The organism is Pseudomonas sp. LBUM1674 (genome assembly GCF_059695635.1).
In genome coordinates this window covers 1,206,563-1,219,533 of the sequence record NZ_CP166779.1, presented here as the reverse complement: position 1 = coordinate 1,219,533, position 12,971 = coordinate 1,206,563, and the positions used below count along the sequence as shown (strand labels likewise).

The window sequence follows — 12,971 nt, the reverse complement described above, 5'->3', positions numbered from 1 at the left end:
CCCAGCCCTGTTTCAGGAAATTTCACGACGGAATGGCGGCAGCGCATTGAGGATCGCCTTGCCGTAGCGCTGGGTCACCAGGCGCCGGTCGAGCAAGGTGATGGTGCCGCGGTCTTCTTCGGTGCGCAGCAAGCGACCACAGGCCTGGACCAGTTTCAGCGAGGCATCCGGCACCGAGATTTCCATGAACGGATTGCCGCCTCGGGCCTCGATCCATTCGGCCAGGGCCGCTTCGACCGGGTCATCGGGCACCGAGAACGGAATCTTCGCGATCACCACGTGTTCGCAATACGCACCGGGCAAGTCGACCCCTTCGGCGAAACTCGCCAGGCCGAACAGCACACTGGAATCCCCACCATCGACTCGCGCCTTGTGCTTGTTCAGGGTTTCCTGTTTCGACAGGTTGCCTTGAATGAACACTTGCTTGCGCCAGTCGCGATCCAGGCCGTCGAACACGTCCTGCATCTGTTTGCGCGAGGAGAACAGCACCAGGGTGCCCCGGGAGCCTTCGACCAATTGCGGCAAATCGCGGATGATTGCCGCGGTGTGGGCTGGCGCATCACGCGGGTCGGCCTTCAGGTCCGGCACCCGCAGCACACCCGCATCGGCGTGGTGGAACGGGCTCGGGACCACGGCGGTGACGGCTTTTTTCGGCAGGCCGGCGCGCATGCGGAAACGATCGAAGGTACCGAGGGCGGTCAGGGTCGCCGAGGTCACCAGCGCGCCGTAGGCCACGTTCCACAGATTGCGTCGGAGCATTTCCGCCGCGAGGATCGGGCTGGCGTTGACCTCGATGTCGAACAGCGAACCGCTTTCAGCCAGGGTCAGCCAACGGGCCATGGGCGGGTTGTCTTCCGGGTCTTCAGCGGTGAAAGCGGTCCACAACTCCCAGTTGCCCGAAGAACGGGACAATAGACTGCCAAACAGCGGATACCACTCTTCAGCCTGATTGCTGGCGATGCCGATGTTGACCTCGCCATCCATGCCTTCCTTGAGCAGTTCGGTCAGCCGGGTGAACAGGTCGGTCAGACGGGCAAAGGCCTTCTTCAGCTCGATGCCCATCTCACGCATATGCTCGGGAATGACCCCGCCGACGAAACGATGACGCGGTCGCTCGCGGCCTTCGACGTCTTCGCCGGGTTTGAAATCGGCGACCTGCTCGCACGCGGTAAACATGAACTGCTGCTGGGTCTTGATCTCTCGCGCCAGCTCCGGCACCTGTTCGAGCAACTTGCCCAGATCCCCCGGCAGCGGGTGCTGGGCCAGGAGTTTGGTCAGGTTCTTGGCGGTGGCTTCGAGCCAGTCGGCGGTGGAACGCAGGCGCGTGTAGTGGGCGAAGTGGCCGATGGCCTTGTCCGGCAGGTGATGGCCTTCGTCGAAGACGTAGATGGTGTCGCGCGGATCGGGCAATACCGCGCCGCCGCCCAGGGCCAGGTCAGCCAGGACCATGTCGTGGTTGGTGACGATGACGTCGACCTTGCCCATGCCTTCGCGGGCCTTGTAGAAGGCGCACTGGCCAAAGTTGGGGCAATGGCGATTGGTGCACTGGCTGTGATCGGTGGTCAGGCGCGCCCAGTCGGCGTCTTCCAGGGCGGTGGACCAACTGTCGCGGTCGCCGTCCCACTTATTGCCGGCGAGCTTCTCGATCATGCTGGTGAACAGCTTCTGGCTGGCCTCGTCGACCTCGATCTTGAAACCTTCTTCTTCGAACAATTGCGCCGTGGCCGTTTGCGCATGGCCTTCCTGGAGCAACATGTCGAGTTTGGACAGGCACATGTAGCGCCCGCGCCCCTTGGCCAGGGCGAAGCTGAAATTCAACCCGCTGTTGCGCATCAGGTCGGGCAGATCCTTGTAGACGATCTGCTCTTGCAGGGCCACGGTGGCCGTGGCGATCACCAGGCGTTTGCCGGCAGCCTTGGCCGTGGGGATGGCCGCGAGGCTGTAGGCCACGGTTTTACCGGTACCGGTGCCGGCTTCCACCGCGACAATCGCGGGGTCGCCACTGCGCCGGCCTTCGTCGTCGGTGGCGATGTCGCCGAGGACCTTGGCAATTTCGGCGATCATCAGGCGTTGCCCGTAGCGCGGCTTGAGGCTCTTGGCTTCGAGAAAACGCGTATAGGCGCCCTGGATCGTGGTTTTGAGTTCGGTGCTGATCATGGATTGTCGGGCGCAAAAAACGCTGGATAAATTTTCAGTGGTTCGGATCGGTCGCTATCATACCCCGCTAATTAATCCCGCGCAGAACGGAGTACCTCAATGACACCTTTTGGCATCGTTTATACCCTGCATGTCCTGTCCGCCCTGGTATGGGTCGGCGGCATGTTTTTCGCCTGGATGGTCTTGCGCCCCGCCGCAATGAAGGCGCTTGAGGGTCCTGCCCGGTTGAAACTGTGGGTAGAAGTGTTTCAAGGATTTTTCCGCTGGGTCTGGGTGGCGGTGGTGCTTTTGCCGATCAGCGGCGTGGGCATGATTCATATGCAGTACGCCGGGTTTGAAACCGCGCCACGTTATGTGCAGGTGATGATGGGATTGTATGTGGTGATGACTGCGCTGTTTATCCGGATCCAGGCGTTGATGTTGCCTGAGTTGCGCATTGCAGTAACGGCGCAGGATTGGCCGACGGGGGCTGCGGTGCTGGGGAGGATTCGCAAGTTGGTGGGGATCAATTTGATCGTCGGGCTGGTGCTGGTGGCGATTGCTGCGGCGCGGCCGTGATCGTTCCCACGCTCTGCGTGGGAATGCCTCAAGGGACGCTCCGCGTCCAGTGACGCAGAGCGTCACGGGCTGCATTCCCACGCTGAGCGTGGGAACGATCGGTTAAAGCGGATTACAACCGCTGTACAGTCACCGACCCCGCCGCACCCGCAGGTCCTGGCTGTCCATCAGCGCCAGGACGCCCGCTCTTGCCGCCATCGGCCTTGTATACGAAGCAGCCCTTGGCCTTGCCACCCGCCCCCGGCTTGCCACCAGGTCCGGCCATGCCACCGGCACCGCCGGCGACCTGGACCTTGATTTGTTCCGCCGGGTAATCGCGCGGCACTTCCAGCCGGACCAGCGCACCCGGTGCGCCCGGCTGGCCGTCGCTGCCATTGCTGCCATCGGCTCCGCGACCGGCCTGGCCCCAGGTGCAACCCGGTGCTTGCCCGTTGGCTCCATCCAGACCGACAAAACCCGGTGTGCCGGCGCCACCGCGAGCGTCGACCGACAATTGCGGCGCCTCAAGCGTCTTGATCTGCAACGTCAGGTTACGCCCGGAGCGGGCAGCCTTGAGGTAGGTTCCCGGCGCACCGCGAGCGGTGATCTGGCTGCCTTCGGCCAATCGGGCACGACTGACCTTCAGCGCCAGTGCCTGTTCGCTGGGTACGATCGCAATCCGCGCTTCACGCCCCAGGTGCAATTGCTCGACGCTCACTTCGGTCACGTTCGAAGGGATCAATAACGTGCCGTAATCGGCCACTTCCAGGCGTTCCAGGTGCAAGGTGCTGGCGGTGTTGGGCAAGCGCATCAGCGAGTTGGTTTCAACGCTTACCACCTGAGCGCAAGCCAATGGGCTGACGAGTGCGGCGAGCAGACAGAGTTTACGCATGGGAAGCCTTCGATACGGTAGGAGCCGGGATGGTTTGCAGGTGGTAAACACCGAAAAAGAGGATTTTCAGGCGATCACGCCAAGGGTGGGCGCGCCCTCTGAGGCTGCGAAAGCAGAACGCCGCCTCCAGCAGATGAAGGCCTGCCAGCAGGCTACCAGCCATATTGACCAACAGGTGCAGCGGATAGATAAACGGCATGAGCAGGTTGACCAGCACCACCAACCAGAACAGCAGGGTCAACAGCTTCCCCAGCCACCAGAACACCTTCATACGCTCACCCGTCGAGAATTATTCTTTGCACGCACAGTAACGGCTTCCACACGGGATAAGCCAGAGGGCAATGGCAAATTCTTCATGAAGGTGTCGAATGGCCGCCGGATCGACCATGATAGCTATCCGACGGCTCTATTACGGGCCTCAGCGGTTGATGTGCAACTCCACGCGACGGTTTTGCGCGCGCCCTGCATCTGTGCGTTATCGGCCACCGGCTCGAGCTCACCCCGGCCTTCGCCGGTGAGAATCACCTTGATGCTCACCACATCGGCGTTCTGCAGTTTGCTCATCAGCGAATCCAGCTTGCTTTGGGCAGAAGGGGTCAGGCTGGACTGGTTGAAGGCGAACAGCACGTCGTCTCTCAGGACGATGACTTCGGCGCTGATCACTCATGGTGAAAGCTCCTGTGTTACCGGCCGATGCCGGTTACACAGGAGTAAAGACCTGCATCCGCGACTGCACAAGCCGCGGAATGCGCGGGGCCTAGCGGTTGATTTTGATCTCTGTGCGACGGTTCAGTGCACGGCCGTCAGCGGTTTTGTTATCGGCCACCGGCTGGCTTTCACCGGCACCGGCCACGGACACGAAGCTGCTGCGTGGAACGCCTTGGGAGATCAGATACTCGACCACCGAATGCGCCCGACGATCAGACAGTTTCTGGTTATAGGCATCACTGCCTACACTGTCGGTGTGACCAGTGACGCTCAACTGGGCAGTGGTGGACTCCTGTTTCAGGCGAGTGGCGATGGTGTTGAGTACATCTTTATCAGAAGGGGTCAGCGTGGCTTTGTCGAACTGGAAATGAACATCGCGAATGACGATGACTTCTTCCTTGACCACAACGGCCTCTTCGACCACTGGCGCAGGCACCGGTGGAGGGCAACCGTCGGCGTCGACCCGTACGCCTCTAGGCGTACCCGGGCACTTGTCGCGGCTGTCCGGCACACCATCGCCGTCTTCGTCGCCATCACCGTGAACCCAGCAATAGGCCGCAGCCGTGCCGCCGATCAGCAGCGCGCCATACCCTGCCCATGCCGAACTCTCGGTTGCGCCAAGACCCGCACCAACGACACCACCGACCGCCGCACAGGTCGGCCAGTCGGTTTTCTGCAAACCTGCGCAACCAGTCAACACACTGGTTAGCAGAACCAAGGGTAATGCTGTCCGAACTATGCTCATCGAGTTATCTCCTGAGGGATCGGCTTGAAACCGATTCTAGGGAGTAAAGACCCCAGCTTTCATCTCCGCCAGCAATAGGCCAGTGCTGTTTGGTCCCGTGTTCGCGGCTGATCGACACTTTTGACTGTATCCAGCTCTATATCTGGACTTGTGGGCAGGCTAGTCTTGGCACTCTGATTGAGGATCTTCGATGATTGCAGCTATTTCTCCGCGCACGCCCCAGCAGGCGCTGGCCGCATTGCTTGATCGTTACGCCCCGGCGCGTCTGTTGCTGATTGGCGCCAGCGAATTCCCCGCGCTTGAAGCTTTCAAGCTCGCCCATCCGGACACCTTCGTGGCCCATGCGGCACCTGGACCGCTGCCGGACGAACTGGCGGCACGCCGGTTTGACCTGGCGCTGGTGGTCGATTGCCTGGAACATTTGCCCAAACGCGATGGCCTGAACCTGTTGGGTGGGATACGCAACCTCAACGCCAGCCGCATCGCGGTGCTGGCAGACTTGCCGGCCAGTGGCTGGCTAGAGACCGACTTCTTCTCCCTGGCCCTGCAAGCCAGCGAGCGCTTCCAGCGCGACGATCAGGTGCTGACCCTGTTTACCTATGATCTGCTTGACTACAAACAAGTACCCGACTGGCTCAATTCGCGGTTCTGGGCCAATCCGGAAAATTTCGGGAAATACTGGTGGTAACGCAATGAGTACCTCTATTTGTCCTTGCGGCAGCGGCACCCTGCTTGACGCCTGCTGCGGTCATTACCATGCCGGGCATCCGGCGCCTTGTGCCGAAGCCTTGATGCGTTCGCGCTACAGCGCCTATGTGCTGGGCCTGATCGATTATCTGGTGGCGACCACACTGCCCGCGCAACAAGCGAGCCTGGACCGACAGTCCATCAGCGACTGGAGCGCCCAAAGCACCTGGCTGGGCCTGGACGTGGAAAGCGCCGAGGTACTCGGTGGCCAGCCGGAACACGCGTTCGTCACCTTCACGGCGCGCTGGCACGACGGCGGCGGCGAACACAGCCACCGTGAACGCTCATCGTTTGTGCAGAACGCCGGCCGCTGGTACTTCATCGACCCCACCGTGCCACTCAAGGCCGGGCGCAACGATGCCTGCCCGTGCGCCAGCGGGCAGAAGTTCAAGAAGTGTTGCGCGGGGTATATCAGCGGTTGAGGTAATCCCAAAAGATCGCAGCCTGCGTCAACTCCTGAATTGGTATTGCATATACCCGCAGGAGCTGACGAAGGCTGCGATCTTTTGGGGCTAGACTGGAGTTCAAGGGAGAACACAACCATGATCACCCGACGACTCGTACTTTATCTCTTTACTCTGCTCCTGTTTTCGGGGCTCGGCGGCTGTGCATCATGGTTCTCCTACGACGGGCCGGAGCCACAAGTGCACCTGGTCAAGGTCGAAGTCGTCCAGGCCAAACTGATGCAGCAACGATTCCTCCTGTACTTTCGCGTCGACAACCCCAATGACAGTGACCTGACGGTGCGCGGCCTCGAATATCGCATTCACCTGGGCGACATGCTGCTGACCGAAGGCGAGCACGAACACTGGTTTACGGTCGGTCCCAAGCGCAGTGCGTACTTCAAGGTGCCGATCCGCACCAACCTGTGGCCCAAGGTCCGGGACGTGGTGAAACTGCTGAAGAAACCCGATCAGCCCATCCCCTATCGACTGGAGGGTGAAATGGAAACCGGTTTATTCATCGCGCACTACGTGCACCTGGCGCGCAATGGCGTGATAATCCCCGCCGATTTAATTCCGGAGCAACTTCGATGACCCAGCAACCCCATGTCCATGGCCCTGACTGCAACCACGATCATGACCATCACGAGCACCATGATCACGACCATGGCCATGTCCACGGCCCGAACTGCGGCCACGCCCACCAGGAACCGGTGCGCAACGCCCTGAAAGACGTCGGCCGCAACGACCCTTGCCCGTGCGGCAATGGCAAGAAATTCAAGAAGTGCCACGGGGCTTGAGAACACCGGATCGGTGAACGCCACCAATCCCGTGTAGGAGCCGGCTTGCTGGCGAAGACGGTGGCACATTCAGCAGAGGTGTTGGCTGACAGACCGCTTTCGCTGGCAAGCCAGCTCCTACAGGGGGATCTTCAGCGAACATCAGGTCGGTGAACGACAGCGATCCTGTGTAGGAGCCGGCTTGCCGGCGAAGACGGCGGCACATTCGGTAGAGCTGTTGACTGACAGACCGCTGTCGCTGGCAAGCCAGCTCCATTGGATCGGCGTACATCCCGCAGGCTGCGATCTTTGCGTTCGGCAGACAAATCCTGAAATAAGCTGCTTGCACACCCTCCTCCTGCTCACTAACGTAGCGCCTTTAATGACGCTACCCCCCGCAGGAGCTTTGCCATGGCCTCGCCAGCCCTCACACATTTTCTTCCCCGGTTCGGCGTTGCCGCAGCAGTGGCCGGTGTCTTGAGCCTGACCGGTTGTCAGACCACGAACACCCAGGACACCCTCCCGCCGACCTCCGGGGTACAACCGCTCAAAGGACTGGCGCAGAACGTTTCGGTGCGGCGTAATGCCATGGGCGTGCCATTGATCGAAAGCAACAGTTTCCATGACGCGCTGTTCTCCCTTGGCTATGTGCACGCCACAGACCGCATCACCCAAATGGTGACCCTGCGCCTGCTGGCCCAGGGCCGTCTGTCGGAGATGTCCGGTCCGGACCTGTTGGACGCCGACCGCTACATGCGCGCAGTCAACCTGAAGAAAAGCGCCGGCGAGCTGTACAAAGCGTCTTCGCCGCGCCTCAAGCGCTTTTTCGAAGTCTACGCGCGTGGCGTCAACGCCTATCTGTTCCGCTACCGCGACAAGCTGCCGGCGGACCTCGCCGCTACCGGCTACAAACCTGAATACTGGAAACCGGAAGACTCGGCGCTGATTTTCTGCCTGTTGAATTTCAGCCAATCGGCCAACCTGCCGGAAGAAATTGCCTCGCTGATGCTGGCGCAGACAGTCACCACCGACAAACTGCCGTGGCTGACACCCTCCGCTCCCGATGAAAAACTGCCGGTGGCCGAAGCCGAAAAACTGCAGGGTATCAAGCTCAACGGGCAGGTTCCGGGCCTGGCTGAAATCAGCAAAGCCACCGCCCAACTGTCCGATCTGAACCTGCTGGGCGCCACTTCATCGAACAATTGGGCGATCGCCCCGCAACGCAGCCGCAGCGGTAAAAGCCTGCTGGCCAGCGACAGCCATGGATCGCCGGGCGTGCCGTCGTTATTCAGTTACGTACAGATCCGCGCGCCGAAGTACCAGGCGTCCGGCGTCACCATCGCCGGTTTGCCGATGGTGCTGGGCGGTTACAACGGCAAGGTGGCCTGGAGCATGACCTCGGTCATGGGTGATAACCAGGACTTGTTCCTGGAAAAAATCAAACGCCAGGGCAACGGTCTTTCCTACGAGGTCGGCGGCAAATGGCAGCCAGTGATCGTGCGTAACGAAAGTTATTTCGTCAAAGGCCAGCGGTCGATTCGCGAAGCGGTGTACGAGACCCGGCATGGCCCCCTGCTCAACAGTGCCCAAGGCACCGCGCTGGCCAACGGCTTCGGCCTGGCCTTGCAGACGCCGAATTTCACCGACGACAAAACCCTGGACGCGTTTTTCGACCTGTCCCGGGCGCAGAACGTCGAAAAAGCGTCGGATGCCAGCCGCGAAATCCGCGCCATTACCCTGAACCTGCTCTTTGCCGACGCCCGCAACATTGGCTGGCAAGTCACCGGTCGTTACCCGAACCGTCGCGAAGGCGAAGGCCTGCTGCCCTCCCCGGGCTGGGAAGGCCGTTACGATTGGGACGGTTACGCCGACCCGATGCTGCATCCTTATGACCAGGACCCCGCCCAAGGCTGGCTCGGCACCGCCAACCAGCGGGTCATTCCCCATGGCTACGGCATGCAGCTGTCCAATTCCTGGTCGGCACCGGAACGTGGCGAACGCATGGCCGAGCTGGCCGGCGCGGGCAAACACGACACCCGCAGCCTGATCGCCATGCAATATGATCAGACCACCACCTTCGCCGCCAAGCTGAAGAAAATATTCCAGGCACCGGGCATGGCCCAACCGCTCAAGCAAGCCATCGAAGCGCTGCCGGACGCCGATCGCGACAAGGCGCGCGAGGCGTACACCCGCTTGATGGCGTTCGACGGCAAACTCAGTCCGACCTCCGCCGACGCGGCGATCTACGAACTGTTCCTCCAGGAAAGCACCCGGCAGATTTTCCTCGACGAACTGGGCCCGGAAACCAGCCCGGCATGGAAAGCCTTGATCGCCAACGGCAAGTTGTCCTACGCCGCCCAGGCCGATCATCTGTTGGGCCGTGAGGACAGTCCGTTCTGGGATGACGTTCGCACGCCGCAAAAAGAAGATAAACCGGCGATTCTCGCTCGCAGTCTCGCGGCGGCTATCAGCGCAGGTGACAGTCAGTTGGGTGGCGATCACAAAGTCTGGCAGTGGGGCAAATTGCACCGCTACGAATGGAAGAATGCCAGCGGCCAGACTGTGCGTGGTCCGCTGCCGGCTGGAGGCGATCACACCACCCTCAACACGGCGGCCTTCACCTGGGGCCAGGATTTCAACACCACCCTGGCACCGGCCATGCGCTTGATCGTCGACTTCGGCCAGGCTGAACCGCTGATGGGGCAGAACAGCACAGGCCAGTCCGGCAACCCGGCGAGTCCCAATTACCTGGATAGCATTGATCCGTGGTTCAAGGGCCAATACATGAGCTTGCCGATGCAACCGCAGAACTTTGACAAGGTGTATGGGAGCAAGCGGTTGACCCTGACACCAGGTAAATAAGCGTCGCCGCGACCTTCTGTGGGAGCGGGCTTGCTCCCACAGTTGAATGTCGTCTGTCCTTTAAAAATCGATAGAACTTCTCGCCTCGCGCCGACCTCATAGCTAACAAATCCCTCCCTATTTGGTAACAAACATGGACCTTGTTATCGCCCGCCCCGAAGGTTTGTACTGCCCCGCCGGGGATTTCTTCATCGACCCGTGGCGCCCGGTCGAGCGTGCGGTGATTACCCACGCCCACGGCGACCATGCCAAGGGCGGCAACCAGCACTATCTGGCGGCGGCTCCCGGCGAAGGCATCCTGCGCACGCGCCTGGGGACGGATATCAACCTGCAAACCCAGCCTTACGGTCTACCCCTGACTCACCATGGCGTGACCCTGAGCTTTCACCCCGCAGGGCATGTGCTCGGTTCGGCCCAGGTACGCCTGGAATACGGTGGCGAAGTCTGGGTCGCCTCGGGCGACTACAAGATCGAGCCGGACGGCACCTGCGCACCGTTCGAACCCGTACGCTGCGACACCTTCATCACCGAATCGACCTTCGGCCTGCCGATCTATCGCTGGCAGCCACAGGCGCAGGTCTTTGCCGAGATCAATCAGTGGTGGCAAGCCAACGCCGCCGCCGACAAGGCCAGCGTGCTGTTCTGCTACGCCTTCGGCAAGGCTCAGCGCATTCTCCACGGTATCGACGCCAGCCTCGGCCCTATCCTGGTGCATGGTGCGGTGGAGCCGTTGAACCGGGTGTATCGCGAGAGCGGTGTTTATCTACCGCCAACGATCTACGCCGGCGATTTGAAAAAAAGCGACCCCATGATGCGCAAAGCGTTGGTGCTGGCCCCGCCTTCGGCAGGCGGCAGCACCTGGATGCGACGCTTCGGTGACTACAGTGACGGCTTTGCCAGCGGCTGGATGCGTTTGCGCGGCACACGTCGGCGGCGCGGCGTGGACCGCGGCTTCGTATTGTCCGACCACGCCGACTGGCCGGGCCTGCTGTGGGCCATCGAGCAAACCGGTGCCGAACGGGTCATGGTCACCCATGGTTCGGTCGGGGTATTGGTGCGCCACCTGCGCGAGCAAGGGCTCGATGCGCAGAGCTTCAACACCGAGTACGGCGATGACGAGGAAGAGAGCCCGATCATCGAGCCGGAAATCGCCGAGGTGCTGACATGAAGGCCTTCGCCCAACTGTACGCCGAGCTCGACGCCACGACATCGAGCAACGCCAAACTGGCGGCGATGCAACATTACTTCGCTGAGGCTGCCCCGGAAGATGCCGCCTGGGCGGTTTACTTTTTGTCCGGTGGACGCCCCAGGCAATTGGTGCCGGTGCGCATCCTGCGCGAACTGGCGGTGGCATTTTCCGGCCTGTCGCCGTGGCTGTTCGAGGAGAGTTATCAGGCCGTCGGCGATCTGGCGGAAACCATCTCGCTGGTGCTGCCCGAAGCGCCCCACAGCTCCATCGACGGATTGGCGGTGTGGATCGAAGACAAGCTGCTGCCACTGCGTGGCGCGCCACCGGACGTTCTCGCCGAACGGCTTCCCGGGCTTTGGTCGCAACTGGACCGCCCCAGCCTGATGCTCTGCATCAAACTGATCACCGGCAGTTTCCGGGTCGGCGTCTCCAAGTTGCTGGTGACCCGCGCCCTGGCATCCATGGCGCACCTGGACAGCAAACGCGTGGCGCAGCGGCTGGTCGGCTATACCGACCTGTCCCACCGTCCGAGCGCGGCCAGCTATTTGAAGCTGATCGCCGCCGAATCGTCCGACGAGCACGCCCAACGGGGCGGCCAGCCCTATCCGTTTTTTCTGGCCCATGCGCTGTCACAGCCGGTCGAACAGTTCGAAGCCCTGCTCGGGCCCGCCAGCCACTGGCAAGTGGAATGGAAATGGGATGGCATCCGCGCCCAGGTGGTCAAGCGCGACGGCCGACTGTGGATTTGGTCGCGCGGTGAAGAGCTGATCACCGAGCGCTTTCCCGAACTCGAGAGCCTGGTTCACTGCCTGCCTGATGGCACCGTGATCGACGGTGAGATCGTTGCCTGGAAAACAGCCCGACCGGACACCGAGGATGCCTTCGATCCACAAGCGCCAGCCGCACCCGCGGTGCAACCTTTTGCCCTGCTGCAACAGCGGATCGGTCGTAAAACCCTCGGCAAGAAAATCCTCGACGAGGTGCCGGTGGTCGTTCTCGCTTATGACTTGCTGGAATGGCGAGGCGAAGATTGGCGCAATCAGCCTCAGGTCAAACGCCGCACTCAACTGGAACAGGTGATCAGCTCCTGCGCCAACCCCGTCCTGCTGCCTTCGCCCGTGCTCACGGGAGAAGACTGGTTCGACCTCGCCCGGCAACGGGAAGCCTCCCGCAGCCTGGGTGTCGAGGGCATGATGCTCAAGGCCAGGGATGCGCTTTATGGTGTCGGTCGGACCAAGGACATGGGCGTCTGGTGGAAATGGAAAGTCGACCCGTTCAGCGTCGATGCCGTGCTGATCTATGCCCAGCGAGGCCATGGCCGCCGGGCCAGTCTCTACAGCGACTACACCTTCGCCGTCTGGGATGCCCCAGCCGACGCCAGCGAACGCACGCTGGTGCCGTTCGCCAAGGCGTATTCGGGACTGACGGATGAAGAAATGCGCCAGGTCGACAGCATCGTGCGCAAGACCACGGTGGAGAAGTTCGGGCCGGTGAGCAGTGTGAAGCCGAGCCTGGTGTTTGAGCTGGGGTTTGAGGGGATCGCCTTGTCCAAGCGTCATAAAAGTGGCATTGCGGTGCGGTTTCCGCGGATGTTGCGGTGGCGGCAGGACAAAACCGTCGAAGAAGCGGACAACCTGGGGACCCTGCAGAATTTGCTGAGTTAACGCGGGCCCCTGTGGGAGCGAGCTTGCTCGCGATAGCGGTGTGTCATCTTGCAATGATGGCGGCTGACACTCCGCTATCGCGAGCAAGCTCGCTCCCACAGGGATTTATGCCGACTCGAACCGCAACGGTGCAGCTATTTTCCAACGCCCATTTCCGTGCATAAATCCCTCGCCGTCATTTCTTGAACTACCTTTTAAACGCTTGTTCGGGACTCTGGTTCGGAAATTGCTACTTCCATCGGGTCTTA

At 61.3% G+C, this 12,971-nt stretch carries 12 protein-coding genes and 1 pseudogene; 8 read left to right on the top strand and 5 right to left on the bottom strand.

All coding sequences use genetic code 11. The annotated features are described in order from the left end of the window. Nucleotides 1-12: 12 nt before the first annotated feature. Nucleotides 13-2,157, bottom strand: a complete 2,145-nt coding sequence (gene dinG, locus ACA067_RS05620) for an ATP-dependent DNA helicase DinG (RefSeq protein ID WP_497460931.1) — start codon at nucleotides 2,155-2,157, stop codon at nucleotides 13-15. Nucleotides 2,158-2,256: 99 nt separating this feature from the next. Here dinG and ACA067_RS05615 point away from each other — a divergent pair, with 99 nt between their 5' ends. Then, nucleotides 2,257-2,715 (top strand): CopD family protein, encoded by a 459-nt coding sequence (locus tag ACA067_RS05615; protein ID WP_497460930.1) that lies wholly within the window; start codon nucleotides 2,257-2,259, stop codon nucleotides 2,713-2,715. A gap of 112 nt (nucleotides 2,716-2,827) precedes the next feature. Here ACA067_RS05615 and ACA067_RS05610 read toward each other — a convergent pair whose 3' ends face one another. The 4 genes and pseudogenes from ACA067_RS05610 to ACA067_RS05595 form a co-directional block, all read right to left on the bottom strand. Beyond that, complete coding sequence (locus tag ACA067_RS05610; protein ID WP_497460929.1) at nucleotides 2,828-3,586, bottom strand: collagen-like protein; 759 nt, start codon at nucleotides 3,584-3,586, stop codon at nucleotides 2,828-2,830. Beyond that, on the bottom strand, nucleotides 3,579-3,857 hold the full coding sequence (locus ACA067_RS05605; protein WP_497460928.1) for a DUF1145 domain-containing protein: 279 nt from the start codon (nucleotides 3,855-3,857) through the stop codon (nucleotides 3,579-3,581). The genes ACA067_RS05610 and ACA067_RS05605 overlap by 8 nt, the downstream gene beginning before the upstream one ends. 147 nt (nucleotides 3,858-4,004) lie before the next feature. After that, nucleotides 4,005-4,240: pseudogene (locus ACA067_RS05600) on the bottom strand (OmpA family protein); the annotation flags it as partial. A gap of 103 nt (nucleotides 4,241-4,343) precedes the next feature. Further along, the gene (locus ACA067_RS05595) at nucleotides 4,344-5,039 is read right to left on the bottom strand and encodes a PA1041 family peptidoglycan-binding anchor lipoprotein (protein ID WP_497460927.1); all 696 of its coding nucleotides are present in this window, start codon (nucleotides 5,037-5,039) and stop codon (nucleotides 4,344-4,346) included. A gap of 190 nt (nucleotides 5,040-5,229) precedes the next feature. Here ACA067_RS05595 and ACA067_RS05590 point away from each other — a divergent pair, with 190 nt between their 5' ends. From ACA067_RS05590 to ACA067_RS05560, 7 genes are all read left to right on the top strand, one after another. After that, nucleotides 5,230-5,727, top strand: a complete 498-nt coding sequence (locus tag ACA067_RS05590; protein WP_497460926.1) for a DUF6231 family protein — start codon at nucleotides 5,230-5,232, stop codon at nucleotides 5,725-5,727. A gap of 4 nt (nucleotides 5,728-5,731) precedes the next feature. Beyond that, nucleotides 5,732-6,208: a YchJ family protein gene (locus ACA067_RS05585; protein ID WP_497460925.1), complete on the top strand. Its 477-nt coding sequence runs from the start codon at nucleotides 5,732-5,734 to the stop codon at nucleotides 6,206-6,208. Nucleotides 6,209-6,328: 120 nt separating this feature from the next. After that, nucleotides 6,329-6,823 (top strand): LEA/WHy family protein, encoded by a 495-nt coding sequence (locus ACA067_RS05580; RefSeq protein ID WP_497460924.1) that lies wholly within the window; start codon nucleotides 6,329-6,331, stop codon nucleotides 6,821-6,823. Further along, complete coding sequence (locus ACA067_RS05575; RefSeq protein WP_064676164.1) at nucleotides 6,820-7,029, top strand: SEC-C metal-binding domain-containing protein; 210 nt, start codon at nucleotides 6,820-6,822, stop codon at nucleotides 7,027-7,029. Before ACA067_RS05580 ends, ACA067_RS05575 begins: the two co-directional genes overlap by 4 nt. Nucleotides 7,030-7,419: 390 nt before the next feature. Then, nucleotides 7,420-9,870, top strand: a complete 2,451-nt coding sequence (locus ACA067_RS05570; protein ID WP_497460923.1) for a penicillin acylase family protein — start codon at nucleotides 7,420-7,422, stop codon at nucleotides 9,868-9,870. A gap of 133 nt (nucleotides 9,871-10,003) precedes the next feature. After that, a complete protein-coding gene (locus tag ACA067_RS05565; RefSeq protein ID WP_497460922.1) occupies nucleotides 10,004-11,038 on the top strand; it encodes a ligase-associated DNA damage response exonuclease in 1,035 nt (344 codons plus the stop codon). After that, nucleotides 11,035-12,723: an ATP-dependent DNA ligase gene (locus ACA067_RS05560; protein WP_497460921.1), complete on the top strand. Its 1,689-nt coding sequence runs from the start codon at nucleotides 11,035-11,037 to the stop codon at nucleotides 12,721-12,723. The genes ACA067_RS05565 and ACA067_RS05560 overlap by 4 nt, the downstream gene beginning before the upstream one ends. Nucleotides 12,724-12,971 lie beyond the last annotated feature (248 nt).

Coding starts and splice junctions, on each gene's coding strand:
- dinG (WP_497460931.1), bottom strand. CDS start 2,157: ATGATCAGCACCGAACTCAAAACCACGATCCAGGGCGCCTATACGCGT.
- ACA067_RS05615 (WP_497460930.1), top strand. CDS start 2,257: ATGACACCTTTTGGCATCGTTTATACCCTGCATGTCCTGTCCGCCCTG.
- ACA067_RS05610 (WP_497460929.1), bottom strand. CDS start 3,586: ATGCGTAAACTCTGTCTGCTCGCCGCACTCGTCAGCCCATTGGCTTGC.
- ACA067_RS05605 (WP_497460928.1), bottom strand. CDS start 3,857: ATGAAGGTGTTCTGGTGGCTGGGGAAGCTGTTGACCCTGCTGTTCTGG.
- ACA067_RS05595 (WP_497460927.1), bottom strand. CDS start 5,039: ATGAGCATAGTTCGGACAGCATTACCCTTGGTTCTGCTAACCAGTGTG.
- ACA067_RS05590 (WP_497460926.1), top strand. CDS start 5,230: ATGATTGCAGCTATTTCTCCGCGCACGCCCCAGCAGGCGCTGGCCGCA.
- ACA067_RS05585 (WP_497460925.1), top strand. CDS start 5,732: ATGAGTACCTCTATTTGTCCTTGCGGCAGCGGCACCCTGCTTGACGCC.
- ACA067_RS05580 (WP_497460924.1), top strand. CDS start 6,329: ATGATCACCCGACGACTCGTACTTTATCTCTTTACTCTGCTCCTGTTT.
- ACA067_RS05575 (WP_064676164.1), top strand. CDS start 6,820: ATGACCCAGCAACCCCATGTCCATGGCCCTGACTGCAACCACGATCAT.
- ACA067_RS05570 (WP_497460923.1), top strand. CDS start 7,420: ATGGCCTCGCCAGCCCTCACACATTTTCTTCCCCGGTTCGGCGTTGCC.
- ACA067_RS05565 (WP_497460922.1), top strand. CDS start 10,004: ATGGACCTTGTTATCGCCCGCCCCGAAGGTTTGTACTGCCCCGCCGGG.
- ACA067_RS05560 (WP_497460921.1), top strand. CDS start 11,035: ATGAAGGCCTTCGCCCAACTGTACGCCGAGCTCGACGCCACGACATCG.